This is a genomic window from Pseudomonas sp. DWP2-2 (genome assembly GCF_049897065.1).
GTDB lineage: Bacteria > Pseudomonadota > Gammaproteobacteria > Pseudomonadales > Pseudomonadaceae > Aquipseudomonas > Aquipseudomonas paracarnis.
In genome coordinates this window covers 70,632-95,540 of sequence record NZ_JAFCVN010000006.1, presented here as the reverse complement: position 1 = coordinate 95,540, position 24,909 = coordinate 70,632, and the positions used below count along the sequence as shown (strand labels likewise).

General features: G+C 59.2%; 27 protein-coding genes and 1 tRNA gene. 23 read left to right on the top strand and 5 right to left on the bottom strand.

Annotated elements, in window-relative coordinates; genetic code table 11:
* The first annotated feature begins 75 nt into the window (after positions 1–75).
* Together argJ and ACP7CZ_RS15395 are read left to right on the top strand one after the other, a co-directional pair.
* Positions 76–1,293: a bifunctional glutamate N-acetyltransferase/amino-acid acetyltransferase ArgJ gene (gene argJ / locus ACP7CZ_RS15400; protein ID WP_181123927.1), complete on the top strand. Its 1,218-nt coding sequence runs from the start codon at positions 76–78 to the stop codon at positions 1,291–1,293.
* A 143-nt stretch (positions 1,294–1,436) separates the two neighbouring features.
* The gene (locus ACP7CZ_RS15395; protein ID WP_186527681.1) at positions 1,437–2,381 is read left to right on the top strand and encodes a Nudix family hydrolase; all 945 of its coding nucleotides are present in this window, start codon (positions 1,437–1,439) and stop codon (positions 2,379–2,381) included.
* 110 nt (positions 2,382–2,491) lie between these two features.
* Here ACP7CZ_RS15395 and ACP7CZ_RS15390 read toward each other — a convergent pair whose 3' ends face one another.
* From ACP7CZ_RS15390 to ACP7CZ_RS15380, 3 genes are read right to left on the bottom strand one after another with little or no spacing between them, the layout of a single operon-like run.
* A complete protein-coding gene (locus tag ACP7CZ_RS15390) occupies positions 2,492–3,070 on the bottom strand; it encodes a cob(I)yrinic acid a,c-diamide adenosyltransferase (RefSeq protein ID WP_032895497.1) in 579 nt (192 codons plus the stop codon).
* Between the two features lie 2 nt (positions 3,071–3,072).
* Entirely contained in the window at positions 3,073–5,109 is a 2,037-nt protein-coding gene (locus ACP7CZ_RS15385; protein WP_054918432.1) for a sensor histidine kinase, read from the bottom strand.
* Between the two features lie 46 nt (positions 5,110–5,155).
* The gene (locus ACP7CZ_RS15380; RefSeq protein WP_072447142.1) at positions 5,156–6,073 is read right to left on the bottom strand and encodes a putative 2-dehydropantoate 2-reductase; all 918 of its coding nucleotides are present in this window, start codon (positions 6,071–6,073) and stop codon (positions 5,156–5,158) included.
* Between the two features lie 123 nt (positions 6,074–6,196).
* On the opposite strand from ACP7CZ_RS15380, the gene ACP7CZ_RS15375 reads away from it, so the two are divergent.
* On the top strand, positions 6,197–6,682 hold the full coding sequence (locus ACP7CZ_RS15375; protein WP_003193880.1) for a YajQ family cyclic di-GMP-binding protein: 486 nt from the start codon (positions 6,197–6,199) through the stop codon (positions 6,680–6,682).
* Positions 6,683–6,818: 136 nt separating this feature from the next.
* Positions 6,819–7,661 carry a mechanosensitive ion channel family protein gene (locus ACP7CZ_RS15370; RefSeq protein WP_014719720.1) on the top strand — a complete coding sequence of 281 codons (843 nt, stop codon included), beginning with the start codon at positions 6,819–6,821 and terminating at the stop codon, positions 7,659–7,661.
* Positions 7,662–7,843: 182 nt separating this feature from the next.
* On the opposite strand, the gene ACP7CZ_RS15365 is transcribed toward ACP7CZ_RS15370, so the two are convergent.
* Positions 7,844–9,124 carry an OprD family porin gene (locus ACP7CZ_RS15365; RefSeq protein WP_034128586.1) on the bottom strand — a complete coding sequence of 427 codons (1,281 nt, stop codon included), beginning with the start codon at positions 9,122–9,124 and terminating at the stop codon, positions 7,844–7,846.
* A 740-nt stretch (positions 9,125–9,864) separates the two neighbouring features.
* On the opposite strand from ACP7CZ_RS15365, the gene ACP7CZ_RS15360 reads away from it, so the two are divergent.
* Together ACP7CZ_RS15360 and ACP7CZ_RS15355 are read left to right on the top strand one after the other, a co-directional pair.
* Positions 9,865–10,290: an HIT domain-containing protein gene (locus tag ACP7CZ_RS15360; protein WP_054898003.1), complete on the top strand. Its 426-nt coding sequence runs from the start codon at positions 9,865–9,867 to the stop codon at positions 10,288–10,290.
* Positions 10,291–10,293: 3 nt separating this feature from the next.
* On the top strand, positions 10,294–10,500 hold the full coding sequence (locus ACP7CZ_RS15355; RefSeq protein ID WP_005790924.1) for a SlyX family protein: 207 nt from the start codon (positions 10,294–10,296) through the stop codon (positions 10,498–10,500).
* 71 nt (positions 10,501–10,571) lie between these two features.
* On the opposite strand, the gene ACP7CZ_RS15350 is transcribed toward ACP7CZ_RS15355, so the two are convergent.
* On the bottom strand, positions 10,572–11,174 hold the full coding sequence (locus ACP7CZ_RS15350; protein ID WP_003193875.1) for a cold-shock protein: 603 nt from the start codon (positions 11,172–11,174) through the stop codon (positions 10,572–10,574).
* A 427-nt stretch (positions 11,175–11,601) separates the two neighbouring features.
* Between ACP7CZ_RS15350 and ACP7CZ_RS15345 the strand changes: the two genes are divergently transcribed.
* The 17 genes from ACP7CZ_RS15345 (at position 11,602) to ACP7CZ_RS15265 (ending at position 24,838) form a co-directional block, all read left to right on the top strand.
* Positions 11,602–12,075, top strand: coding sequence for a Dps family protein (locus ACP7CZ_RS15345; RefSeq protein ID WP_003193874.1), 474 nt, complete (start codon positions 11,602–11,604; stop codon positions 12,073–12,075).
* Positions 12,076–12,255: 180 nt separating this feature from the next.
* Entirely contained in the window at positions 12,256–12,609 is a 354-nt protein-coding gene (locus ACP7CZ_RS15340; protein ID WP_294204706.1) for a ribbon-helix-helix domain-containing protein, read from the top strand.
* A 162-nt stretch (positions 12,610–12,771) separates the two neighbouring features.
* Positions 12,772–12,993, top strand: coding sequence for an FmdB family zinc ribbon protein (locus ACP7CZ_RS15335; RefSeq protein WP_003193872.1), 222 nt, complete (start codon positions 12,772–12,774; stop codon positions 12,991–12,993).
* 108 nt (positions 12,994–13,101) lie between these two features.
* On the top strand, positions 13,102–14,877 hold the full coding sequence (gene aspS, locus ACP7CZ_RS15330) for an aspartate--tRNA ligase (protein WP_005790914.1): 1,776 nt from the start codon (positions 13,102–13,104) through the stop codon (positions 14,875–14,877).
* A 135-nt stretch (positions 14,878–15,012) separates the two neighbouring features.
* On the top strand, positions 15,013–15,759 hold the full coding sequence (locus tag ACP7CZ_RS15325) for a YebC/PmpR family DNA-binding transcriptional regulator (RefSeq protein ID WP_034128583.1): 747 nt from the start codon (positions 15,013–15,015) through the stop codon (positions 15,757–15,759).
* Positions 15,760–15,930: 171 nt separating this feature from the next.
* The gene (gene ruvC / locus ACP7CZ_RS15320) at positions 15,931–16,455 is read left to right on the top strand and encodes a crossover junction endodeoxyribonuclease RuvC (protein WP_019821257.1); all 525 of its coding nucleotides are present in this window, start codon (positions 15,931–15,933) and stop codon (positions 16,453–16,455) included.
* A gap of 70 nt (positions 16,456–16,525) precedes the next feature.
* Positions 16,526–17,137 carry a Holliday junction branch migration protein RuvA gene (gene ruvA / locus ACP7CZ_RS15315; RefSeq protein WP_054898002.1) on the top strand — a complete coding sequence of 204 codons (612 nt, stop codon included), beginning with the start codon at positions 16,526–16,528 and terminating at the stop codon, positions 17,135–17,137.
* Positions 17,138–18,196 (top strand): Holliday junction branch migration DNA helicase RuvB, encoded by a 1,059-nt coding sequence (gene ruvB / locus ACP7CZ_RS15310; protein ID WP_003193867.1) that lies wholly within the window; start codon positions 17,138–17,140, stop codon positions 18,194–18,196.
* Positions 18,197–18,434: 238 nt separating this feature from the next.
* The gene (ybgC, locus tag ACP7CZ_RS15305; RefSeq protein WP_014719714.1) at positions 18,435–18,890 is read left to right on the top strand and encodes a tol-pal system-associated acyl-CoA thioesterase; all 456 of its coding nucleotides are present in this window, start codon (positions 18,435–18,437) and stop codon (positions 18,888–18,890) included.
* Position 18,891: 1 nt separating this feature from the next.
* On the top strand, positions 18,892–19,587 hold the full coding sequence (gene tolQ, locus ACP7CZ_RS15300) for a protein TolQ (RefSeq protein WP_003193865.1): 696 nt from the start codon (positions 18,892–18,894) through the stop codon (positions 19,585–19,587).
* A 23-nt stretch (positions 19,588–19,610) separates the two neighbouring features.
* Positions 19,611–20,063 carry a protein TolR gene (gene tolR, locus ACP7CZ_RS15295; protein ID WP_161793227.1) on the top strand — a complete coding sequence of 151 codons (453 nt, stop codon included), beginning with the start codon at positions 19,611–19,613 and terminating at the stop codon, positions 20,061–20,063.
* A complete protein-coding gene (gene tolA / locus ACP7CZ_RS15290; protein WP_003193863.1) occupies positions 20,063–21,136 on the top strand; it encodes a cell envelope integrity protein TolA in 1,074 nt (357 codons plus the stop codon). Before tolR ends, tolA begins: the two co-directional genes overlap by 1 nt.
* A 17-nt stretch (positions 21,137–21,153) precedes the next feature.
* A complete protein-coding gene (gene tolB / locus ACP7CZ_RS15285; RefSeq protein ID WP_032874245.1) occupies positions 21,154–22,434 on the top strand; it encodes a Tol-Pal system beta propeller repeat protein TolB in 1,281 nt (426 codons plus the stop codon).
* A 55-nt stretch (positions 22,435–22,489) separates the two neighbouring features.
* Positions 22,490–22,990: a peptidoglycan-associated lipoprotein Pal gene (gene pal / locus ACP7CZ_RS15280; protein WP_003193861.1), complete on the top strand. Its 501-nt coding sequence runs from the start codon at positions 22,490–22,492 to the stop codon at positions 22,988–22,990.
* A 6-nt stretch (positions 22,991–22,996) separates the two neighbouring features.
* Positions 22,997–23,827: a tol-pal system protein YbgF gene (gene ybgF, locus ACP7CZ_RS15275; protein ID WP_034128581.1), complete on the top strand. Its 831-nt coding sequence runs from the start codon at positions 22,997–22,999 to the stop codon at positions 23,825–23,827.
* Between the two features lie 164 nt (positions 23,828–23,991).
* On the top strand, positions 23,992–24,639 hold the full coding sequence (gene queE / locus ACP7CZ_RS15270; protein WP_034128580.1) for a 7-carboxy-7-deazaguanine synthase QueE: 648 nt from the start codon (positions 23,992–23,994) through the stop codon (positions 24,637–24,639).
* 123 nt (positions 24,640–24,762) lie between these two features.
* Positions 24,763–24,838, top strand: a tRNA-Lys gene (locus ACP7CZ_RS15265).
* The last annotated feature ends 71 nt before the right edge of the window (positions 24,839–24,909 follow it).

Below are 24,909 nucleotides of genomic sequence, written 5' to 3'. Positions count from 1 at the left end.
TCGCGGCGTTTTGCCATTAATTCCCACCGTCGATAGCGACGGCACAGACATCACCTATTTTTAAGGAGCGCATTCATGGCTGTTGGTCTTGGTCCTTTGCCCACGTTGCACCCGGTTGCCGGTTTTGAACTCGGTATCGCTTCGGCGGGCATCAAGCGCCCGGGGCGCAAGGATGTGGTGGTGATGCGTTGTGCGGAAGGCTCGACCGTGGCGGGCGTGTTCACCCTCAATGCCTTCTGCGCTGCGCCGGTGATTCTGGCCAAGCAACGGGTGGCCGGGTCGATTCGCTACCTGCTGACCAATACCGGCAATGCCAACGCCGGCACCGGCGAGCCAGGCCTTGTCGCGGCGGCGCGCACCTGCGCCAAGCTGGCCCAGTTGACCGGCGTCGATGCCAGCCAGGTGCTGCCGTACTCCACCGGTGTGATCGGTGAGCCGCTGCCGGTGGAAAAAATCGAAGGTGCCCTGCAAGCCGCGCTCGATGACCTGTCTGTGGATAACTGGGCGGCTGCCGCTACCGGCATCATGACCACCGATACCTTGCCAAAAGGCGCGAGCCGTCAGTTCGTGCATGACGGCGTGACCATCACCGTCACCGGTATCAGCAAGGGCGCAGGCATGATTCGACCAAACATGGCCACCATGCTCGGTTATATCGCCACCGACGCCAAAGTCTCCCGCGATGTGCTGCAACGCCTGATGCTGGATGGCGCCAACAAGTCGTTCAACCGCATCACCATCGACGGTGACACCTCCACCAACGACTGCTGCATGCTGATCGCCACCGGCCAGGCCAACCTGCCGGAAATCACATCCACCGAAGGTCCATTGTTCGCGGCGTTGAAACAGGCGGTGTTTGAAGTGTGCATGGACGTGGCCCAGGCCATCGTGCGTGACGGCGAGGGCGCGACCAAGTTCGTCACTGTTGAAGTCAACGGTGGCGGCAACCATCAGGAATGCCTGGATGTGGGCTATACCGTGGCGCACTCGCCGCTGATCAAAACCGCGCTGTTTGCTTCGGACCCGAACTGGGGCCGTATCCTCGCGGCTGTCGGCCGTGCTGGCGTGCCGGACCTGGACGTGAGCAAGATCGACGTGTTCCTGGGTGACGTGTGCATCGCCAGCCGTGGCGCCCGCGCCGAAACTTACACCGAAGCCCAGGGCTCGGCGGTGATGCAGCAGGAAGAAATCACCATCCGTATCGAACTGGGTCGTGGTGACTGCAGCGAAACCATCTGGACCACCGACCTGTCCCACGAGTACGTGAAGATCAACGCGGAATACCGTACCTGAAAATGACCCTCCCCCTGTAGGAGCGAGCTTGCTCGCGAAAAACTCAATGCCATCGCGGTTATCCTGGATGCACGCGTTATCGTTGACGTTCTTCGCGAGCAAGCTCGCTCCTACAAAGGGCTACGACGAGAGGAAGCAGTGGCGTGAAACGAGTGCATGTAGCAGCAGCGGTGATCCGCGGTGTCGATGGCAGGATCCTGCTGGCGCGCCGTGCCGATACTCAGCATCAAGGCGGGCTCTGGGAGTTTCCCGGCGGCAAGGTGGAGGCTGATGAGTCGGTTGCCACGGCTTTGTCCCGTGAATTGCAGGAAGAGCTGGGCATCCAGGTCACCACGGCGCGGCCGCTGATCAAGGTGCAACATGACTATCCGGACAAGCAGGTATTGCTGGATGTCTGGGAAGTCTCGGCCTTTACCGGCGAGCCCCATGGCGCTGAAGGGCAGCCGTTGGCGTGGGTGGCACCGCGGGACCTGGTCAACTATGAATTTCCGGCGGCGAATGCGCCGATTGTCGCCGCGGCACGCTTGCCCGCCGAGTACCTGATCACCCCTGGCGAGCTGGAGACCCCGACGCTGTTGCGCGGTATCCAAAAGGCTATTGCTGGTGGCATCAAGCTGGTTCAACTGCGTGCGCCCAACGGCTATGACCCCAAATACCGTGACCTGGCGGTAGATGCGGTGGGCCTGTGTGCCGGCAAGGCGCAATTGATGCTCAAGGGGCCGTTCGAGTGGCTGGGGGATTTCCCAGCTGCCGGCTGGCACATGACCTCGGCGCAGTTGCGCAAATACGCCAGTAAGGGCCGCCCACTGCCCAAAGACCGTTGGCTGGCGGCTTCGTGCCATAACGCGGAAGAGCTGGCCCTGGCAGAAATGATGGACGTGGATTTCGTCACCCTGTCGCCCGTCCAGCCGACTCAGACCCATCCGGATGCCCTGCCGTTGGGGTGGGAGCAGGCGCAGCAGTTGATCGCCGGGTTCAGCAAGCCGGTGTTTCTGTTGGGCGGGGTTGGGCCGGCGCAGCGGGAGCAGGCCTGGGAGGCTGGTGCGCAAGGTGTGGCAGGTATTCGAGCGTTCTGGCCGCAGGTGTGATGATCATTCCCACGCTCTGCGTGGGAATGCCTCCTGTGACGCTCTGCGTCATGTTTTGGACGCGGAGCGTCCCTTGATACATTCCCACGCAGAGCGTGGGAGCGATCAGGTCAGTGTGGCTTGGCCGCCGCCTGCCACAACACTTCCGCAACGCCTTGGCGCTTGGCAATCACCCTGGCCGCCACAAACAGCAAATCCGACAACCGATTGATGTACGCCAACCCCACACCCTCCAGTGGCTCCACCGCATTCAAGTGCTGACAGCGGCGCTCGGCGCTGCGCGCCAGGCTGCGGCACACATGGGCCTGGGCAATCAGGGCTGAGCCGCCGGGCAGGATGAAATTCTCAAGCGGCCCGACTTCCTCGTTCCAGCGATCAATCGCTGCTTCCAGCCGATCCACTTCCGCCGCATTCAGCGCCTTGTATACCGGCATTGCCAGTTCACCGCCCAAGTCAAACAGACGGTGCTGGCAAGGCGTGAGCACTTCAATCACGTCCTTCAACGCCGGGTGCTTGCCGCTTTGTTCTTCAAGGTTGGCCAGCAGCAGGCCCAGTTGGCTGTTCAGGGTATCCACCTCGCCAATCGCTTCCACGCGTGGATGGTCCTTGGGCACGCGGCGGCCGTCGCCGAGGCCGGTCTCGCCTTTGTCGCCGGTACGGGTGTAGATCTTCGACAGGCGAAAGCCCATGGTCAGTGCTCCAGTTGGGTAAGTTCAGTGGGGGGCAATTGGCTGCCGGCCAAAGGCAGGCGCAAGGTAAAGCAGGTGCCCTGGCCCAGGGTGGAATGCACCTCCATCTGGCCCTTGTGGTTGTTGGTGATGATGAAGTACGACACCGACAGGCCTAGCCCGGTGCCCTGGCCGATTTCCTTGGTGGTAAAGAAGGGTTCGAACGTGCGCTTGCGCACGTTTTCGCTCATGCCGATGCCGTTGTCTTCTACCTGGATTTCTGCCCACGGCGGGTTCAGACGGGTGCGCAGGATAATGCGCCCAGGTTCGCTGTCGTCTTCACGCAGGTGAATGGCCTGGGCGGCGTTCTTCAACAGGTTGAGCAGCACTTGTTCCAGCTCGTTGGCGGTGCCGGGTACCGGGCCCAGTTGCGGATCGAACTGGCGGATGATCGCCTGACCCTTGAAGTCGAAACCAATGGTCAGATCAAAGTCGTTGCCAGCGATTTCCACGGCCTGGTCGATCAGCGCCGGCAAATCGCAGGGCGCCATCTGGCGATTGCTGCGGCGGCTGAAACTGAGCATGTGGGTAACGATTTTCGCGGCACGCGCCCCGGCCTGCTGAATGCCGTCGAGCAATTGCGGGACTTCGCGGCCTTGCAGGTATCGGTTGACCGTCTCCAGCTCGATGCCCACCTGTTCGGCAAGTTCCAGGTTCTTGGGCAGCTCGGGGGACAGGCGCCGGCGAATGTTCTGCACGTTATGCAGGATTGCGCCCAGCGGATTGTTGATCTCATGGGCCATACCTGCAGCCAGGCCGCCCACGGAGAGCATTTTTTCCGATTGCACCATCATTTCTTCCAGGGACAGGCGCTGGGTGATGTCGTCGATTCGGATAACCACACCGCGCCCGGCGCCGCCCATCAACGGGTAGAACGTCAGCGCATAATGCTTGGGCTCGTCGTCCTTGATCCAGGTGACCCGTTCTATCCGCTCCACTGTGTGTTGCTCCACGGTGGCCTTGATCTGTGGCAGGTACGGCTTGAGCGGCTGGAATGCCAGGAAAACCGGCTGGTTCAGGGCTTCGTCCAGGCGAGTGCCGGATAGGGCGGTGGCTTCCTGGTTCCACTGGGTAACGTAGAGTTGTTCATCCAGGGCGATCAGCGCCGAGGGCATCGAGTCGATAATGCTGTTCAGGTAGTTCTGGAAGCCCGTGAGCTTTTTCTCGATCTTGCTGCGTACCTGGACTTCCAGTTCCAGCTTGCGGTTGGTATGCCGGGTTTCTTCGGCCAGGCCCTGAGCCTGGTCATACGCAGCCTGGGAGTCGTCGCGTGCGCGTTTGAGTTGCTGCTCGCGGGCTTCAATGCGCGACAACATGGTGTTGAACGCTTCGGCCAGGCTGCCGATTTCATCACGGTTGCCACGCCCGGCGCGTAAAGCGTAGTTCTCCTCGCGGGTCACCTGGCGGGACAGTTCTTCAAGTTCATGAATTGGCCGTGTGATCAGGCGTTTGATCTGCCGGGCGATGACCAGCCACAACAACACACTGAAAATCAGGATGCCCAGGCTGGCGGTCAGCGTGCCGGTATAGAACGCCACCGGCAGCTCACTGCTGGCCACCAGCAACAAATGCCCCGAAGGCTGAGTACCACGGGGCAGGGTGATGACCTGGTTACTTCGAAATTCAGTGAGGCGCCACGCTTCGATATGCCGGTAGTGGTCCGGCAGGTGCAGGCGGTCGCCGTGCTGCATCTGCGCCAGGCGGTTGCCTTCGCCATCGTACAAAGCGGCGGCGCGCAACGGTGAATAGCTGGTCAGCTCATTGAGCAGCGCCTCGGCCTTGGTCGGAGACTCAAGGGCCTCGGCGGCAAGCGCGGGGTTGGACACCAGTCGACCAATGGACTGCAAGGCCTGGGGGGCCATGCTTTCCTGGGAGATCCAGTAGGCGGCGCTGATAAACGTCAGGTTGGCCACCAGCAATACGGTGGTCAACAACACCAGCAGGGCCGCCAGCAGTTTCTGCCCTACCGGTAGATTTTCAAGACGCTGGCGCAATGGCATCAGGGGTTTCCCAGGTGATAGACAGGTAGGCAGGGTAGCGCGTGCCTCAGTCGCTGGCCAATCCGCGTGCGCGCAGATATTCGACCAGGCGCGCTTGCAACTGTTGCAGGTGCGGCAACACCAATTGATGGCGGGCCGCCGCCTGGCAGGCATAGCCCAGCAGGTAGCTGATCTCGGTACGTCGGTGGTTGGCCACGTCCTGGTGCATGGACGAGTAATTGGCCGCCGTGGCCTGGATCACCCGCTGCACTTCGCTGTGCAGGTCCTGTGCGGCAGCAGGTTGGCCGCAGCATTCCAGCAGCTCGGCCAATTCAGCGCACAAGGTTGCCACTTCACACGCGTGGGCTTGCAAACCGCCGTTGCGGCACTGGTAAAGCACGGTCAGCGGGTTGATGGCGCAATTGAGCGCCAGCTTGCGCCACAGGCGTGTGAGGATATCACTGGCCCAATCGTGGGGAATGCCGGCCGCTTGCAGGTCGTTCAGCCACAGCGGTGGCGTGGGGTGGCTCGCATCCCCCAGCCAGGTGTAACCATGGCCGGCAAATACCACCCGCCAGTCGCCTTCGCGAAACGCGCCTTCGGTACTTGAGGCATAGATGCAACGGGCCAACGGCACTTGTGCAGCCACTGCGTCCTGGCTGCCAAGGCCGTTTTGCAGCAGGATCAGTTCGGCGTCGGGCGCAAGTCTAGGGTGCAACTGGGCGATAGCGCTTTGAGCATCGTAGGCTTTGCACGCGACCAGCAGGCGATGAATCGGCTCCGGGCTGTCAGGCGTTTCACCGACTACCGGGTAAGTCTGTTCCACACCCTGCTCGACCAGGGTCAGCCCTTGGCCGGCTCGATAGTCGGCCAGGCGCGCCTCATTGCGCAGAATCAGCCTGACGGGCACCCCCGCACGTGCCAGCCGCGTGGCCCAGAGGGTGCCCAGGCTGCCGGCGCCAAGAATATGCCACGGGGTCGACATCAGTGTGTACTCCATAAGGTCGCCAGCGGTGAACGGCGCGAAAGAACCGCTATAATGCCCCGGCATTTTAGCTCGGGCGCGCTCCATCTCTACTGAGCCCGCCCCTTATATTGGAGAAATCACATGCCTTCGTTCGACGTGGTATCTGAACTGGACAAACACGAAGTCACCAACGCCGTCGAGAACGCCGTCAAGGAACTGGACCGTCGCTATGACTTGAAAGGCAAGGGCAGCTTCGAATTCAAGGAAAAGGAACTGACCGTCAACCTGACCGCTGAAGCCGATTTCCAGCTGGAAGCGATGATCGAGATCCTCAAGCTGGCCCTGGTCAAGCGCAAGATCGACGTGCAGTGCCTGGAAGTCAAGGACGCCTACGCCTCAGGCAAACTGATGAAGCAGGAAGCCGTGCTCAAGGAAGGCATCGACAAAGAGCTGGCCAAGAAGATCGTGGCGCACATCAAGGACGCCAAGCTCAAGGTCCAGGCCGCCATCCAGGGCGAGCAGGTTCGTGTCACCGGCAAGAAGCGTGACGACCTGCAAGAGGCCATTGCGGCCCTGCGCGCCAAGACATTTGACATGCCGCTGCAGTTCAATAACTTCCGCGACTGATGGCACTTTGGGGAACCTGTGGGCACTTTTGGCGTCCCACGCCCCAGCATCAGTGCCTACAATTGAGCCCTTCGGGGCTCAATTGCGTTTTCAGGCAGTCAATACAGCCTTATCGCCGCACAACAGGAGAAAGTAGATGGATTTGAACGCTGAAATGGATCACCTGATCAAGACCTCCCAGTCTTGGCTCCCCATGATCATGGAATACGGCAGCCGCGTATTGCTGGCGTTGGTCACCCTGGCCATCGGCTGGTGGCTGATCAACGTCTTGACTCACCGCGTGGGCCGTCTGCTGGCCATGCGTAACGCTGACTTGGCACTGCAACACTTCATCACCAGCCTTGCGAACATCGCGCTCAAAGTCATGCTGGTGGTCAACGTGGCCTCGATGATTGGTGTGGCCACCACCTCGTTCGTTGCGGCGATCGGTGCCGCTACCCTGGCAATCGGCCTGGCCTTGCAAGGCAGCCTGGCGAACTTTGCCGGCGGCGTGTTGATTCTGTTGTTCCGCCCGTTCCGTATCGGTGACTGGATCGAAGCCCAGGGTACCTCGGGTACCGTCGACAGCATCCAGATCTTCCACACGGTGCTGCGCACCGGCGACAACAAGACGGTGATCATTCCCAACGGCAGCCTGTCCAACGGCCTTATCACCAACACCAACCGCCAGCCGACCCGCAAGGTTGTGTTTGACGTGGGTGTGGACTATGAGGCGGACCTGCAGAAGGCCCGTGAAGTGCTGCTGGCTTTGGCTGAAGACCCGCGTGTACTGAAGGACCCTGCCGCCGTGGCGGTGGTGTCGACCTTGGGCGACAGTTCCATCACCGTCTCCCTGCGTTGCTGGACCAACACACCGGATTATTGGGACGTGATGTTTATGCTCAATGAACTGGCGCGTGACCGTTTGAAAGCGGCCGGGATTGATATTCCGTTTCCGCAACGGGTTATTCGGGTGATGCAGGAAAGTGCGCCGAAGTAACTTGGCGTGATGCTATCGAAGTTGGCCGAAAGGTCAGCTTTGAAAAACTAGTTACTTAGCTTGCTAGTTGTTTTGTTGGTTGAAATAAAACTGCAATAAAAAAGCCGCTCCCTGTTTAAACAGAGGAGCGGCTTTTTGTTTAAGGCCGAAGCCTCAAGTCATCGTTGTAATTGAACCGGCAATTACAAGATGTTCAGCGGGTAGTTGGCGATCAGACGCAGCTCGTCGATCGACGGCGAACCGTAGTACACGCCATCACCGGAACGGTAAGTTGCTTGACGCAGGCGCAGGCTCAGGTCTTTTGCCGGGCCGCTCTGGATCACGTACTTGGCTTCGATGTCGCGTTCCCACTCTTTGCCATTCGAGGTGGTGCCCGTATTGGCGCCGCTACCGGTTACATAACGGGTCATGAAGCTCAGGCCCGGAATGCCGAAGGTTGCCATGTTGATGTCATAACGCGCCTGGTAGGACTTTTCGCCTTCGGCGTTGAAGTCGGAACGGGCGATGGAGTTGGCCAGGAACACAGTGCCGCCGCCGTCTACGCCGTAACCGTAGTCGCCGTCACCGGTGACTTTCTGGGCTGCCAGGGTGAAGGTGTGAGCACCGATGGTGTACGCGCCCTGCAAGCTGAAGGCGCGGTTGTCGAGCTTGGTCACGCCATCTTTCTCTGCGCGTTGCAGGCCGGCGCCGTCGCTCTTGGTGTCGTAGATGTTGAAGTCCAGGGCGAACGACTGATCATCGCTCAGGGCGTGGGTCCAGTTCAGGTTGCTGTAGTACTTGCGGAAGTAATCTTCGGTTTTCGCGTAGTACAGGCTGCCGGTGACTTCTGGAGTGAAGGCATACACACCGCCGACGAAGTCGGTTTTGGTCAGGCCCAGGCTGTCGTGGTAGGTCTGGTTCTGCGCGACGCTGGAAGTGAAGTGACCGCCTTCAAGCTTCAGGCCCTTGATTTCGTTGCTGGTGATGGAGATACCTTGCGGCAGCTCTGGCAGCAGGCGGCTGTCGTCGGAGGCAAACACTGGGGCTGTGGTGTATTGGTCACCGACTTTCAGCACAGTGTTGGAGATGCGGAACTTCACCGCGCCGCCGCCTTTGGAATAGTCATCTTGCGAGCGACCGTCGGAACCGGTTGGGAACAGGCCGGTGCCGGCGCGACCCTTGCCGCTGTCGAGCTTGACGCCCATCAGGCCGATCACGTCGACACCGACACCAATGGTGCCTTGGGTGAAGCCCGATTCGTACAGGGCATTGAAGCCCAGGCCGGTTTCTTCAGCACGGCTCTTGGAGCCTGGGCCCGACGGGTTGTTACGGAAGTCACGGCTGAAGTACAGCGCGCGAGTATTGATGCTGAACGTACTGTCTTCAACAAAGCCCTTGGAATCGTCCTGGGCGGACGCCATTGCGAACTGCGAGGTGCCTGCTGAAACAGCCAGGGCGATCATGCTCCACTTCATCACGCGCATCGTGATTTGCTCCTTTGGTTTTAGGAAGAGTACTGCCGTCCCACCTGTATTTTTATCTGGGCGGCTCTTTCTTTTTGTGTCGGCGCAAAGTTATCTCACGCAGACCCTATTGACGATACTTACTCAATTATCCTTTCAGCTTCTTTACGAGGCTGTCGTAAATCGCTAGATCCATGTCGCAAATTCACAGCCTGAAATGTATCCAGGCTGACAACTTCAATGCTGTTTTCAGACTTCTTTCAAAGTTTGAACACATCCCTGATACACATTGAAACGCCACTATTTTTATCGCGAAACACCTGTGTCCAAACGGGTGTCGTTGCCGACGATATGGGGGTGAATGCAACAAGCGTGCTCAAACCACTTACCGAATGTCATTTTTTCGTGAAAAGTGTGATGAACCTGTAAAAACCGCATAAGCACGGGGGTTTTACGCCATTTCGGTTGGGCTTGACGCCAGGGTGTTACCCCGGTTCGGTGGTACCTGAATCCTGTACCTGGGTAAAACGTTACCGGTTGACCCTTATCAGTGGGTAATCGGCGGATCCCTTTGAGGCACAGGTGGGTCATTTTGGTGCATCCCGTTGAGGCCCGGCCTAGCGTTGCTCACCTGTGCTATTGCCTCTAAAGGGTGCATTTTTTTGCCTGGTTGCCTCAAGGCTGCCAGCATTGCCCGTGAAGCCTTGGGCATTCGAAGGTATGCTGGGCACCTGTTACCGACCTGCCGAACGGAGTGCCACGTGTTCGCCTTAGATCAACGCCTGCAACAAGATACCTTGGCCATTGGGGACTTCCCGCTCTGTCGCCTGCTGCTGTCCAATGACGCCAATTACCCCTGGTTCATCCTGGTGCCGCGCATCGAAGGTATCAGCGAAGTGTTTCAACTGGATGTCGCAGATCAACAAACCTTGTGGCAAGAAACGACGGCCCTGGCGCAGCTGCTTAACGACGGGCTGGCGGCCGACAAGATGAACATCGGCGCGCTGGGTAACGTGGTCAGCCAGTTGCATGTGCATGTGATTGTGCGCAAGCGCGACGACGCCGCCTGGCCAGCCCCGGTGTGGGGCAAGCACCCGGCCCGGCCCTACACCGAAGAGCAGGTGGCCGCGACTCGCAGCCGATTGCGCGAGCTATTGCCTGCCGACTTCATCTTTACCCAGGACTGAACCATGGACCTGCAAGAACGCGTCACCGACCTGGAAAGCCGCCTGGCCTTCCAGGACGACACCATTGAGACCCTCAACGACATCCTGGTCACCCAGCAGCGGGCCGTCGAACGTCTGCAATTGCAAATGACTGCATTGCTCAAGCGCCAGGAAGAAATGGGCGGGCAGTTCGAGTCATCCGAAGAGGAAGCGCCGCCGCCACACTATTGAGTGCGCAGCAATAAAAAAACCGCGACCCAGCCAAGGCTGGATCGCGGTTTTTTTTGCTGCGAGGGCTGGGATCAGCGACGCGGCAGGGCAGCGATGACATCTTCGGCTTGCAGGCCCTTGTCACGGTTCATCACCGAGAACTCTACGCGCTGGCCTTCGACCAGGACGCGATGGCCTTCGCCACGAATGGCTCGGAAGTGGACGAAGATATCGTCGCCCGAGTCGCGGGAAATGAAGCCGAAGCCCTTGGAGGTGTTGAACCACTTGACGGTCCCGGTATCCCGGTTGGTCATGTCATAGTTTTGCGACGCGGCCGCTGGAGACGAGCGGTAGAAGCTGATGGCCAGGTGAAGAACGATGGCGACCACAGCGATCACCAGGCTGAGCAGGATGGCCGGATGGCCCCCGACTTCAGGCATGGGCGCCAGGAGGGTGAGGGTTTGTACGACAACAGTCAGCACCAGCAGCGCACTGACCAGGTTTTGGAGTTGATGACGCGTGCCTTTGTTCCAGTAAGGGATTACCGGCGCGAGCGTCAGGTTAAGAAGGCCGAACAAGGCCAGGTACAGGGCGTCGTGTTGTTCCAGGTAGGGCAGGCTTTCAGGCTGCAGGCTCGGAATAAAGGACAGCAGCAAGGCTGCGACGCCCGTTAGCAGGTGGACGATTTTCAACATTTTGGTTAACTCACGTTAAGACGGATCACAAGGAAGAGCTGACTGGCACGGTTCGCTTCTGAACAATGGGAGGCGTTGAGCACGTGCGCGGGTATCAGCCTATGTGACGTGCCGCAGGAATAAACGGCAGCCACACCGCGTCTATTTAACAGCAAAGGCTGTGCCTACTCAAATCAAGCATTTCGGGGTGTTGCCACGGCCAAGGCATTTCTGCGTCAAACGCTTGTCCTAGACAGGTGCGGGATTTTTTCAGTGGTGGCCTAGACCCTTCCTACAGGTAAATAGGCTTGCCAAGTCAGATCCCGCAGTCGGTGCGGGGCGATTTGCCGCATGCAGCCCGAGTGTGTCGGGCTGCACGTGGCGCACTCTCTTGCTAGAGTGGAACTGCACCTGATCAATGAATGCTCGTCAATTGAAGGGGAAACACATGGCAATCGATATTGGTATCAGTGAAGAAGACCGTAAATCCATCGTCGACGGACTTTCCCGCCTACTCTCCGATACCTATGTTCTGTATCTGAAGACCCACAATTTCCATTGGAACGTCACAGGCCCCATGTTTCGTACGCTGCATCTGATGTTCGAAGAGCAGTACAACGAGCTTGCGCTGGCAGTGGACTCCATCGCCGAGCGTATCCGTGCCCTGGGCTTCCCGGCGCCGGGTGCCTATTCGATTTACGCCCGCCTGTCTTCCATCAAGGAAGAAGAGGGGGTGCCGAGCGCCGAAGAGATGATCAAGCAGTTGGTGGCCGGTCAGGAAGCAGTCACGCGTACCGCGCGAGGCATCTTCCCATTGCTCGACAAAGTCAGTGATGAGCCGACGGCGGACCTCTTGACCCAGCGTATGCAGGTTCATGAGAAAACCGCGTGGATGCTGCGCTCCCTGCTTGAAAACCAGTAACTGTCGAACCCAGGCGGCGCCTTTTCGGCGCCGCCTGCTGGTTTCCCTGCGCTTCCTGGCGTTGTCCTACAACTAACAACTCCCCGTCTTCTGGCTGCTCTGCGCTGGCTGCTGTTTTATAGGCCATCGTCCAATGGGAGAAGCCCATTGGCTGCTGTTTGGCAATGGAGTGTCAGGTGTATGTCACGTGGAGTGGGTAAGGGAATGATGGAAGCCTGTGGTTTTCACAAGATAAAGGTCGACCCTTTTACCAAGGGTTTTGATATGGGGCTGGCCAAGCCACTGTCCCGTTCGGTCAGGCTCAATGGGTTTTCTACCTGCCTGCGGCTTGAACAGATCTATTGGAATATCCTGACGGAAATCGCCAGGCTCAATACCTGTTCGGTCAGTGCGCTGTTGTCCTATGTCGATCGGGAAGTGCATTTGCGTTACGGAGGCGTGAAGAACTTCAGTGGGCTGGTGAGGGTGGTGTGCGTGGTTCACGTCCTCAAAGGTCGGGGCGCCATCACGTCCGGGGATACGCTCGCGCAGTAGTCCGATGGCCGGGCCTTCAGCCCGACGGGCCGGGTCCTGGGCACAAAGCCGGCTGCGCTGTATTGATTTACCAGATATAATCCCGCGCTTTGCTGCGCATGCCGGGCTTTATGCACAGGGCAGGGCGTGGCGCTGTAACGATCTGATCGCCGAGACATCTCCATGCCCATGTACGACTATCAATGCGCTTCCTGTGGTCATCAGTTGGAAGCCATTCAGAAGATCAGCGCCGCGCCGCTGGTCGATTGCCCTGCCTGCCAGGCACCTGAGTTGAAGAAGATGTTGTCCATGCCGGGCTTCCGCCTGAGCGGCAGCGGCTGGTACGAGACTGATTTCAAGACCGGTGCCAAGAAGAACCTGGCCGGCGGCGACAAAGCAGACTGAGTTGAACTCTACGCGCAGGCTCCTGCATTATCCGTCCCCTGCTTTAATGTGCGGTGACGAGGCGGGCCTGCCACCGAATTTCGAATTACGAGAAGTGAAACCACGACCATGATGCGCAGCCACTATTGCGGCCAACTGAACGAGACCCTGGAAGGTCAGGAAATCACCCTTTGCGGATGGGTTCACCGTCGCCGCGACCACGGCGGGGTAATCTTCCTCGATATCCGTGACCGTGATGGTCTGGCCCAGGTAGTGTTCGACCCGGACCGCGCCGAAAGCTTCGCCGCCGCCGACCGCGTGCGCAGCGAATACGTCGTGAAGATCACCGGCAAGGTACGCCTGCGTCCGGCCGGTGCCGTGAACAAGAACATGGCGTCCGGCGGCATCGAAGTGCTGGGCTATGAGCTGGAAGTGCTGAACGAGTCGGAAACCCCGCCGTTCCCGCTCAACGAATACTCCGACGTGGGCGAAGAAACTCGCCTGCGCTACCGTTTCCTGGACCTGCGTCGTCCGGAAATGGCCGAGAAGCTGCGCCTGCGCTCGCGCATGACCACCAGCATCCGCCGCTTCCTGGATGAAAACGGCTTCCTCGACGTCGAAACCCCGATCCTCACCCGGGCCACCCCGGAAGGCGCGCGCGACTACCTGGTACCGAGCCGTACCCATGCCGGCAGCTTCTTCGCCTTGCCGCAATCGCCGCAGCTGTTCAAGCAACTGCTGATGGTGGCTGGTTTCGACCGCTACTACCAGATCGCCAAGTGCTTCCGTGACGAAGACCTGCGTGCCGATCGCCAGCCGGAATTCACCCAGATCGACATCGAGACCAGCTTCCTCGATGAAAAAGAGATCATGGGCCTGACCGAGCAGATGATCCGCAACCTGTTCAAGGAAGTCCTGGACCTGGAGTTCGGCGAGTTCCCGCACATGACCTTCGAAGAAGCCATGCGCCGCTACGGTTCCGACAAGCCAGACCTGCGTAACCCGCTGGAGCTGGTGGACGTGGCCGACCAGCTCAAGGACGTCGACTTCAAGGTGTTCAGCGGCCCGGCCAACGATCCTAAATGCCGCATCGCCGCCCTGCGTGTGCCTGGCGGCGCGAGCATGCCGCGCAAGCAGATCGACGACTACACCAAGTTCGTCGGCATCTACGGTGCCAAGGGCCTGGCGTACATCAAGGTCAACGAGCGCGCCAACGGTGTCGACGGCCTGCAATCGCCGATCGTGAAAAACATCCCTGAAGCCAACCTGAACACGATCCTCGATCGCGTCGGTGCGGTGGATGGCGACATCGTGTTCTTCGGCGCCGACAAGGCCAAGATCGTCAGCGAGGCCCTGGGCGCGCTGCGTATCAAGCTCGGTCACGACCTGAACCTGCTGACCTGCGAATGGGCGCCGATGTGGGTTGTGGACTTCCCGATGTTCGAAGAGAACGACGACGGCAGCTTCAGCGCCTTGCACCACCCGTTCACCGCACCGAAGTGCTCCCCGCAAGAGCTGGAAGCCAACCCTGCAGGCGCGCTGTCCCGTGCCTACGACATGGTGTTGAACGGTACTGAACTGGGTGGCGGTTCGATCCGTATCCACCGCAAAGAGATGCAACAAGCGGTCTTCCGCCTGCTGGGCATCAACGAAGCGGAACAGGAAGAGAAATTCGGCTTCCTGCTCGACGCCCTGAAATACGGTGCGCCGCCGCACGGTGGCCTGGCGTTCGGCCTGGACCGTCTGGTGATGCTGATGACCGGCGCCCAGTCGATCCGTGAAGTGATCGCCTTCCCGAAAACCCAGAGCGCTGCGGACGTCATGACCCAGGCTCCGGGTGTGGTTGATGCCAAGGCACTGCGCGAGCTGCACATCCGCCTGCGCGAGACGCCGAAGGCTGAGTAAGGCTGCAGCGTGAAAGCGCGATAAGGTTGTACGCAGTCAAAAAGGCGCATCTTCGGATGCGCCTTTGCGTTTAAAAGAGGGAAATCTCGCCTGGGGCGGGATTGATAAGGTTTCTAGAGAATTCGGAGTTGTGTTATGGCTGGCCATTCCAAGTGGGCGAACATCAAGCACCGCAAAGAGCGTCAGGATGCCAAGAAAGGCAAGATCTTCACCAAGTGGATTCGCGAACTGACCGTCGCTGCCCGTCAGGGTGGCGGTGACCCGGGCTCCAACCCGCGTCTGCGCCTGGCGCTGGACAAGGCGCTGGGCGCCAACATGAGCCGCGACATCATCGACCGCGCCGTGGCCCGTGGTGCTGGTGCGGCCGACACCGACGATATGGTCGAGCTGACCTATGAAGGCTACGGCCCGGGCGGTGTGGCGGTGATGGTCGAATGCATGACCGACAACCGCAACCGTACCGCGGCAGCCGTGCGCCATGCGTTCAGCAAGTGTGGCGGCAACCTTGGCACGGACGGCTCGGTGGCCTACCTGTTCGAGCGCAAGGGGCAGATCACCTTCGCACCGGGCACTGATGAAGACGCGCTGATGGAAGCCGCGATGGAAGCGGATGCCGATGACGTGGTCACCAACGAAGACGGCTCCATCGATGTGTTCACCTCGTTCGCCAGCTTCTACGCCGTGCGTAATGCCCTGGAAGCCGCTGGTTTCAGCGGCACCGACGCGGAGATCGTGATGCTGCCGACCACCAGTGCCGAACTGGACCTGGACGGTGCCCAGAAGGTGCTGAAGCTGCTGGACATGCTTGAAGATCTGGATGACGTGCAGAATGTGTATTCGAATGCCGACATCCCTGAGTCTGTGGCCGAACAGCTCGCTTAAGAACGATGAATATCCGCTGTGGGAGCTGGCTTGCCTGCGATAGCATCACCTCGATTTGACAGAAGCACCGAGGTGCCCGCATTGCAGGCAAGCCAGCTCCCACAGGGCTTCTATGCTGTTACACAAATGTGTGCCTGGCACATACCGTTGTAAATCCAACCCGCAGGCGTTATGACTTTAATCCTAGGTATCGACCCCGGTTCGCGCATCACCGGTTTTGGCGTGGTGCAGCAGACCCCACGCGGCTGTGTGTACGTCGCCTCGGGCTGCATCCGCACTGGCGCAGGGGAATTGGCCGAGCGGCTGCAGATCGTCTATCGCGGCGTACGTGAAGTCATCCAGACCTACGGCCCGGTCACCATGGGCATAGAGAAAGTCTTCATGGCCAAGAATGCCGACTCGGCGTTGAAGCTCGGGCAGGCCCGGGGCGCTGCCATCGTGGCAGGTGCCGAGGAGGGCATGGAGATCGCTGAATACACCGCGACCCAGGTCAAGCAGGCCGTGGTCGGCACCGGTGGCGCCAACAAGGAGCAGGTGCAAATGATGGTCATGCACATGCTCAAGCTCACTTCAAAGCCGCAGATCGACGCCTCGGATGCCCTGGCCATCGCCATTTGCCATGCCCATACCCGCTCCAGCCTGTTGCCTCACGGCTTGGGCGCAGCACGTAGTCGTGGCGGGCGGCTGCGTCTCTGATAGCATCAGCGCAATCGTTATTTTTGCGGTCAGGCTCCGATCTGACCCCCAAGCTTTAAGGATCTGAACCGTGATTGGACGCTTGCGCGGCACCCTGGCTGAGAAACAGCCGCCGCACCTGATTCTGGATGTGAATGGGTTGGGTTATGAGCTGGAAGTGCCCATGACCACCCTGTATCGCCTGCCGTCGGTCGGCGAGCCGATAACCTTGCACACTCATTTAGTGGTGCGCGAAGACGCGCAACTACTCTATGGTTTCATCGGCAAGCGTGACCGCGATTTCTTCCGCGAGCTGATTCGTCTCAATGGCGTGGGGCCCAAATTGGCCCTGGCCTTGATGTCGAGCCTGGAAGTGGATGAATTGGTCCGGGCTGTATCGGCCCAGGATACCTCGGCCCTGACCAAGGTGCCGGGGGTGGGCAAGAAGACCGCCGAGCGCTTGTTGGTCGAGCTCAAGGACCGCTTCAAAGCCTGGGAGGTGGTGCCGAGCATGTTCGCCCTGGTACCGAACCAGCCGGATATGCCGGCGGCCCAGGTCGCCAACGCCGAGAGCGATGCCGTCAATGCGCTGATCTCCCTGGGCTACAAGCCTCAGGAAGCCAGCAAGGCCGTATCGGCCATCAAGGACAAGAACCTGAGCGCTGAAGACATGATTCGCCGTGCCCTGAAGGGAATGATTTAAGTGATTGAAGCCGATCGTCTGATCGCGGCCACCGGCCCGCGTGACCGTGAAGAAGTCCAGGACCGGGCCATCCGCCCGTTGAGCCTGGCCGAATACATCGGCCAGCCCACCGTGCGCGAGCAGATGGAGCTGTTTATCCAGGCCGCTCGCGGGCGCAGTGAGTCCCTGGACCACACCCTGATCTTCGGCCCGCCGGGTTTGGGCAAGACCACTCTGGCCAATATCATCGCCCAGGAAATGGGCGTGTCGATCAAGTCCACCTCCGGCCCGGTGCTTGAGCGTCCTGGCGACTTGGCCGCGTTGCTGACCAATCTTGAACCCCATGACGTGCTGTTTATCGACGAAATCCATCGCTTGTCGCCGATTGTCGAAGAAGTGCTGTACCCAGCCATGGAAGACTTCCAGCTCGACATCATGATCGGCGAAGGCCCGGCGGCCCGTTCGATCAAACTCGACCTGCCGCCCTTTACCCTGGTGGGCGCGACCACCCGCGCGGGCATGTTGACCAACCCGCTGCGAGACCGTTTCGGCATTGTTCAACGTCTAGAGTTCTATAGCACCGCCGATCTGGCGACCATTGTCAGCCGGTCGGCGAGTATCCTCGGCTTGCCCCTGGACCCGGAAGGCGCCTTTGAAATCGCTCGACGCGCTCGCGGTACGCCACGAATTGCCAACCGTTTGCTGCGCCGCGTGCGAGACTTTGCCGAGGTGCGTGCCAAGGGCCACATCACCAAGGCCGTGGCGGACCTGGCCTTGAACCTGCTGGATGTGGACGAACATGGTTTTGATCACCAAGATCGACGCCTACTTTTGACCATGATCGAGAAATTCGACGGTGGCCCGGTCGGCGTGGACAGCCTGGCCGCAGCCATCAGTGAGGAGCGCCATACCATTGAGGATGTTCTGGAACCGTACCTGATTCAGCAGGGCTACATCATGCGAACCCCGCGGGGCAGGGTGGTGACGCGTCATGCCTATTTGCACTTCGGGCTAAACATTCCGTCACGATTGGGAGAGATGCCCGTGGTAGACGAATTCCTCGATGCAGTGGACGATTAAAAAATTGCAGGAGCGAGCTTGCTCGCGAAAAACGCCAACGATAACGCGGTATGTCTGGTTATACGCGGCGTGCTCAGGTTCTTCGCGAGCAAGCTCGCTCCTACAGGGTATTTGTCATGTGGGGTGATTTATCTGAGCTTTGTGCTGTCCCAGTGTCTGGCGTCGTCATTTGAAAGCGTTCAGGAATGAAAAAACAGTTGCCCAGCCAATTGGCAACCTGAGGAGTAAGCACTAGAGTATGCGCGCGCAAAACGGGGATCAGTCGTTCGCACATCGCTGTCGCGTTTATTACGAGGACACCGATGCCGGCGGCATCGTTTATTACGTCAATTACCTGAAATTCATGGAACGGGCTCGAACCGAGCGGCTGCGGGAGTTGGGTTTTGCCCAGTCCGAGCTGGTAGGCGAGGACCTGTTATTCGTCGTGCATTCCAGCGAGGCGCGGTATTACGCGCCGGCGCGACTGGACGATGAGTTGCTGGTCAGCGCTGAAGTCATCGAATTGAACCGTGCCAGCCTGCGTTTCAAACAGCAGGTCAGGCGGGCCACGGATGCAACGCTGCTCTGTGAGGGGCAGTTCCTGGTGGCGTGTGTGCGCACCAACAGCTTGAAACCTCGGGCCATTCCCGAAACTCTACGCGCGGCCTTTGCCGCCGTGAGCGGCGCGGGTCAACAATCAAAGCAGGAGATTTAGCGTGGAACCTACCGTCGTCGACCATTCCTCCATGTGGAGCCTGGTCAGCAATGCCAGTGTCGTGGTTCAACTGGTCATGCTGACCCTGGTAGCCGCATCGGTTACCTCTTGGGTCATGATTTTTCAGCGCAGCAACATGTTGCGCGCCGGTCGACGTGCCCTGGAGAGCTTTGAAGAGCGCTTCTGGTCGGGTATCGACCTGTCCAAACTGTACCGCCAGGCAGGCAGCAACCCGGATCCGGATTCGGGCGTCGAGCAGATCTTCCGTGCTGGCTTCAAGGAGTTCTCGCGCCTGCGCCAGCAGCCAGGTGTCGATCCTGAAGCGGTGATGGAAGGTGTGGCCCGTGCCATGCGCGTGGCCATCTCCCGCGAAGAAGAGAAACTCGAGCAGGGCCTGCCGTTCCTTGCCACCGTCGGTTCCGTCAGCCCGTACATCGGCCTGTTCGGTACCGTATGGGGCATCATGAACTCCTTCCGCGGCCTGGCCCAGGCGCAACAAGCCACACTGGCCACCGTGGCCCCGGGTATTGCCGAAGCCCTGATCGCCACCGCGATCGGCCTGTTCGCCGCTATCCCCGCAGTAATCGCCTACAACCGTTTTGCCGCAACCAGCGAAACCTTGATCGGCCGTTACTACACCTTCGCCGATGAATTCCAGGCGATCCTGCACCGTAAAGTGCACACCAGCGAAGAATAAGCAGGTAATTCCCAATGGCTTTAATCGCTCGAGCTCGCAAAAAGCGCAAGCCGGTCGCCGAGATGAACGTAGTGCCCTACATCGACGTGATGCTGGTGCTGCTGGTGATCTTCATGGTGACCGCGCCGATGCTCAACCAGGGCGTGAAAGTTGATCTGCCCAAGGTTTCCAGTGAAGCCTTGCCGCAGGACAACAACACTCAGGTCCTGACCATTTCGATCAAGGCTGACAAGACCTATTACTGGAACCTTGGCAGCGAAGTCGATACGCAAAAGCAGCAGGACAAGGCCCTGACCTTGCCTGCAATGACCGATGCGGTGACCAAGATCATTCGCTCCGGCAACGAAGGCGGCAAGCACACCCAGGTGTTTATCCGGGGTGACAAATCGGTCGACTACGGCTCCGTCATGGGCGCCATGGGCGGGCTGCAGAAGGCCGGCGTCGGTAACGTTGGCTTGATTACCGAGGCGCCCTGATGCAGCAACAGCGAGAGCCGTCCGCCTCGGAAAGCTACTTCTGGCCTGGCGTGTGGGCAATTGCCCTGCACGTCCTGGTGTTCGGCATGCTGTTCGTCAGCTTTGCCATGACCCCGGACCTGCCGCCAGCCAAGCCGATCGTGCAGGCGACCCTGTATCAGCTGAAATCGAAAAGTCAGGCCACCACCCAGACCAATCAGAAGATTGCGGGTGAGGCCCAGAAGTCGGCCGCGCGCCAGACTGAAGTCGAGCAGATGGAACAGAAGAAGGTCGAGCAGGAAGCGGTGAAGGCTGCTGCGGAACAAAAGAAAGAAGAGGCGGCTCAAAAGGCCGAGGAATCGAAAAAGGCTGACGAAGCCAAGAAGGCCGACGAGGCTAAAAAGGCTGATGAAGCCAAGAAAGCCGAGAAAGCTGCCGAAGCGAAAAAGGCCGAAGAGAAACAATTGGCTGATATAGCCAAGAAGAAATCGGAAGAAGAAGCCAAGAAGGCTGCCGAAGAAGAGGCCAAGAAAAAGGCCGCTGAAGAAGCCAAGAAAAAGATAGTCGAAGACGCGAAAAAGAAAGCCGCCGAAGACGCCAAGAAAAAAGCTGAAGCAGACGAGGCGAAGAAGAAAGTCGCCGACGAAGCGAAGAAGAAAGCTGCCGCCGACGCCTCCAAGAAAAAGGCCCAGGAAGCAGCACGCAAATCCGCCGAAGAGAAAAAGGCCCAGGCCCTGGCAGATTTGCTTTCCGACACGCCGCAGCGTCAGCAAGCCTTGGCCGATGAGCGTGGCGATGAAGTCGCGGGCAGTTTCGACGACCTGATTCGGGCGCGGGCAGCGGAAGGTTGGACACGTCCACCTTCGGCACGTAAAGGCATGACAGTAGTGCTGCAGATCGGCATGTTGCCGGACGGTACGGTGACTTCGGTCAGCGTGGCCAAGTCCAGTGGTGACGGTTCGTTCGACAGTTCGGCGGTTGCCGCGGTCAAGAATATTGGCCGGTTGACCGAGATGCAGGGAATGAAACCAAGTGACTTCGCTCCCTATCGTTCATTCAAGATGACATTCACACCTGAGGATCTAGCCTTGTGAGAAACCTTCTTCGAGGAATGCTTGTCGTTATTTGCTGTATGGCAGGGATAGCGGCGGCGGATGAAAAGAACATCCTGGTAACCAGCGGCAGTGATCGGGCCACCCCGATTGCAGTCGTGCCGTTCGGTTGGCAGGGCGGCAGCGTGCTGCCGGACGACATGGCCCAGATCGTCAGCGACGACCTGCGTAACTCCGGTTACTACGCGCCGATTCCAAAAGGCAACATGATCAGCCAGCCAACCCAGGCCAGCGAAGTCATCTTCCGTGACTGGAAGGCGGTGGGTGCCCAGTACCTGATGGTCGGCAGCATCACGCCGGCCGGCGGTCGCCTGCAGATCCAGTACACGTTGTTCAACGTGGCCACCGAGCAGCAGGTCTTGACCGGCAGCGTATCGGGTACCGCCGAACAACTGCGCGACATGGCTCACTACATCTCGGACCAGTCGTTTGAAAAACTCACCGGTATCAAGGGGGCGTTCTCGACGCGCCTACTGTATGTCACGGCTGAGCGTTTCTCTGTAGACAATACCCGCTACACCCTGCAGCGTTCGGACTACGACGGTGCTCGTGCAGTGACCTTGCTGCAGTCCCGTGAGCCAATCCTGTCGCCGCGCTTCGCGCCGGACGGCAAGCGTATTGCCTACGTATCGTTCGAACAGCGTCGCCCGCGTATCTTTGTGCAGCACATCGATACTGGCCGTCGTGAGCAGATCACCAACTTCGAAGGCCTCAACGGTGCGCCAGCCTGGTCGCCGGACGGTTCGCGCCTGGCTTTCGTGCTGTCCAAGGACGGCAACCCGGATATCTACGTGATGAACATGGCCTCGCGTCAACTCTCGCGTGTGACCAGCGGCCCGGGCATCAACACCGAACCGTTCTGGGGCAAGGATGGCTCGACCATCTACTTCACCTCCGACCGTGGCGGCAAGCCTCAGGTCTACAAGGCAAATGTGAACGGCGGCGGTGCGGAACGTGTGACCTTTATTGGTAACTACAACGCCAACCCCAAGCTTTCGGCCGATGAAAAGACGTTGGTGATGATTCACCGTCAGGATGGTTTCACTAATTTCCGGGTTGCGGCCCAGGATTTGCAGCGCGGAACCGTAAAAATCCTTACAGATACCAACCTTGATGAGTCAGCCACTGTTGCGCCCAACGGCACCATGGTAATCTACGCCACCCGCCAGCAGGGCCGGGGAGTCTTGATGCTCGTGTCCATCAACGGACGCGTAAGGCTCCCACTTCCTACCGCACAAGGCGAAGTCAGAGAACCATCCTGGTCCCCTTACCTGAACTGACGCGGCGCTACAAAAAGAAGTACTTAACACACTGGGGTTCATTAGGAGTTTCACGATGGAAATGCTGAAGTTTGGTAAGTTTGCTGCTCTGGCTCTGGCTCTGTCCGTAGCCGTTGGTTGCTCCTCTAAAGGCGGCGACAATGCCGGTGAAGGCGCAGCTGTTGATCCAAACGCTGGTTACGGCGCCAACACTGGTGCGGTCGACGGCTCCCTGAGCGAAGAAGCTGCTCTGCGCGCTATCACCACTTTCTACTTCGAATACGACAGTTCGGACCTGAAGCCAGAAGCCATGCGCGCTCTGGACGTTCACGCCAAGGACCTGAAAGCTAACGGCGCTCGCGTTGTTCTGGAAGGTAACACTGACGCCCGTGGTACTCGTGAGTACAACATGGCTCTGGGCGAGCGTCGTGCGAAAGCCGTTCAGCGCTACCTGGTACTGCAAGGTGTTGCTCCAGGCCAACTGGAACTGGTTTCCTACGGTAAAGAGCGTCCAGTTGCAACTGGCAACGACGAACAGTCGTGGGCTCAGAACCGTCGCGTCGAACTGCGTAAGTAATTCGTCATGCGAACGTGCCGTCGTGCTCTAACTGTATTGGCTCTCAGCTTCGCACCGCTTGCGGTGTGGGCTGCGGTTCCTGTAACGGATAGCAACTCAGGCTATAACAATAGCGGGAGCAGTTATCCGCCAGCGGGTTATGGCACGAACGGCGCCTATGCGGGGGGAGCGGCTACGTCCGCTCCCTCGGCACAGGGCGAACTGTTCAACCAGCTGCAACGCATGCAGGATCAGTTGGCCCAGCAACAAGGCGCCATTGAAGTTCTGCAGAACCAAGTGAACCAGCTGAAGCAAGAAGGCCTGGAGCGTTACCAGGATCTTGACCGTCGTATTGGAGCCGGTGTTGCACCTGCCGCTACTCCTGATAATTCTTCTACCGGTGGCGCACCCAGTGCCGCTGCCGGTGGCGCAGCAGCGGGGGCCGCCGCGGCTGCCCCTGCCGCCAGCAGTGAACCGGGTGATCCGGCGAAGGAAAAACTGTATTACGATGCAGCCTTCGACCTGATCAAGGCCAAGGATTTCGATAAGGCCAGTCAGGCCTTCACCGCTTTCCTGCGCAAGTACCCCAACAGCCAGTACGCGGGCAATGCCCAGTACTGGTTGGGTGAGGTCAACCTGGCAAAGGGTGATTTGCAGGCGGCGGGCCAGGCTTTTGCCAAGGTCAGCCAGCTGTATCCCAAGCACGCCAAGGTGCCGGATTCGCTGTACAAACTCGCTGACGTAGAACGCCGCCTGGGTCATACAGACAAGGTCAAAGGCATTCTGCAGCAGGTGGTTGCCCAGTATCCGGGTACCTCCGCGGCGCAGTTGGCCCAGCGGGACCTGCAACGCTTGTAAGCAGTGCAGCCCGTTTAGAAGAAACCCGCGCTTGTCGCGGGTTTTTTCGTTAGAATCCACGCCCTTTTATGAAACACGCTTTCTGGGGTTGACGCGTTGGCGCAATCCCTTGAAGTGCCTGACGGAGGCGGACAGCCTGTTTAGCTGTTACGCCCGTGGCGACTATGCAAGACACATTACGTATTACCGAAGTCTTTTACTCGTTGCAGGGTGAAACGCGCACTGCTGGCCTGCCCACCGTATTTGTACGACTCACCGGCTGCCCGTTGCGTTGCCAATACTGTGACAGCGCCTACGCCTTCAGCGGCGGCACCGTGCGCACCCTCGACGACATCCTGGAACAGGTTGCCGGTTACCGGCCGCGCTACGTCTGCGTGACGGGCGGTGAGCCTCTGGCGCAACCCAACGCCATTCCGTTGCTCAAACAGCTGTGTGATGCCGGTTACGAGGTCTCGCTGGAAACCAGTGGCGCCCTGGACATCTCTGCGGTCGACCCGCGCGTCAGCCGAGTGGTTGACCTCAAGACCCCGGACTCCAAGGAAGCCCACCGCAACCGCTACGAGAACATGGACTTACTGACGGCCAACGATCAGGTCAAGTTCGTCATCTGTTCCCGTGACGATTATGACTGGGCCACCTCCAAGCTGATCCAGTATGGCCTGGAGCGTCGAGCGGGCGAGGTGCTGTTCTCGCCAAGCCATCACGACCTGAATGCCCGTGACCTGGCGGATTGGGTCGTGGCGGACAACCTGCCGGTACGCCTGCAATTGCAGCTGCATAAGTACCTGTGGAACGACGAGCCGGGGCGCTGATCCGGCGGCTGCGAGAGGCGCTCTACCCACCGAATTACCGTTCAAATGCGTTTTTTCTGATTTATTTAAAATAAGGTGTTGAATAATCCTTAGAAATCAGTATTATACGCGCCACCACACAGCGGGTCGTTAGCTCAGTTGGTAGAGCAGTTGGCTTTTAACCAATTGGTCGTAGGTTCGAATCCCACACGACCCACCATTTTTGGCGGTTTAGAAAATCCGGAAGGCCCACGCAAGTGAGGATTTCCGGGTTTTTTTTTTGCCTGTGAT

Bases quoted from the DNA above. Each gene is read 5' to 3' on its own strand.
- ACP7CZ_RS15385 (WP_054918432.1), bottom strand. From the start codon at position 5,109: ATGCCATTGCGCCAGCGTCTTGAAAATCTACCGGTAGGGCAGAAACTG.
- ACP7CZ_RS15350 (WP_003193875.1), bottom strand. From the start codon at position 11,174: ATGTTGAAAATCGTCCACCTGCTAACGGGCGTCGCAGCCTTGCTGCTG.
- ACP7CZ_RS15375 (WP_003193880.1), top strand. From the start codon at position 6,197: ATGCCTTCGTTCGACGTGGTATCTGAACTGGACAAACACGAAGTCACC.
- ybgF (WP_034128581.1), top strand. From the start codon at position 22,997: ATGCGAACGTGCCGTCGTGCTCTAACTGTATTGGCTCTCAGCTTCGCA.
- ruvC (WP_019821257.1), top strand. From the start codon at position 15,931: ATGACTTTAATCCTAGGTATCGACCCCGGTTCGCGCATCACCGGTTTT.
- ACP7CZ_RS15345 (WP_003193874.1), top strand. From the start codon at position 11,602: ATGGCAATCGATATTGGTATCAGTGAAGAAGACCGTAAATCCATCGTC.
- tolB (WP_032874245.1), top strand. From the start codon at position 21,154: ATGCTTGTCGTTATTTGCTGTATGGCAGGGATAGCGGCGGCGGATGAA.
- argJ (WP_181123927.1), top strand. From the start codon at position 76: ATGGCTGTTGGTCTTGGTCCTTTGCCCACGTTGCACCCGGTTGCCGGT.
- ACP7CZ_RS15370 (WP_014719720.1), top strand. From the start codon at position 6,819: ATGGATTTGAACGCTGAAATGGATCACCTGATCAAGACCTCCCAGTCT.
- aspS (WP_005790914.1), top strand. From the start codon at position 13,102: ATGATGCGCAGCCACTATTGCGGCCAACTGAACGAGACCCTGGAAGGT.
- ACP7CZ_RS15335 (WP_003193872.1), top strand. From the start codon at position 12,772: ATGCCCATGTACGACTATCAATGCGCTTCCTGTGGTCATCAGTTGGAA.
- ybgC (WP_014719714.1), top strand. From the start codon at position 18,435: ATGCGCGCGCAAAACGGGGATCAGTCGTTCGCACATCGCTGTCGCGTT.
- ACP7CZ_RS15380 (WP_072447142.1), bottom strand. From the start codon at position 6,073: ATGTCGACCCCGTGGCATATTCTTGGCGCCGGCAGCCTGGGCACCCTC.
- queE (WP_034128580.1), top strand. From the start codon at position 23,992: ATGCAAGACACATTACGTATTACCGAAGTCTTTTACTCGTTGCAGGGT.
- pal (WP_003193861.1), top strand. From the start codon at position 22,490: ATGGAAATGCTGAAGTTTGGTAAGTTTGCTGCTCTGGCTCTGGCTCTG.
- ACP7CZ_RS15355 (WP_005790924.1), top strand. From the start codon at position 10,294: ATGGACCTGCAAGAACGCGTCACCGACCTGGAAAGCCGCCTGGCCTTC.
- ACP7CZ_RS15340 (WP_294204706.1), top strand. From the start codon at position 12,256: ATGTCACGTGGAGTGGGTAAGGGAATGATGGAAGCCTGTGGTTTTCAC.
- ACP7CZ_RS15325 (WP_034128583.1), top strand. From the start codon at position 15,013: ATGGCTGGCCATTCCAAGTGGGCGAACATCAAGCACCGCAAAGAGCGT.
- tolA (WP_003193863.1), top strand. From the start codon at position 20,063: ATGCAGCAACAGCGAGAGCCGTCCGCCTCGGAAAGCTACTTCTGGCCT.
- ACP7CZ_RS15365 (WP_034128586.1), bottom strand. From the start codon at position 9,124: ATGCGCGTGATGAAGTGGAGCATGATCGCCCTGGCTGTTTCAGCAGGC.
- ACP7CZ_RS15390 (WP_032895497.1), bottom strand. From the start codon at position 3,070: ATGGGCTTTCGCCTGTCGAAGATCTACACCCGTACCGGCGACAAAGGC.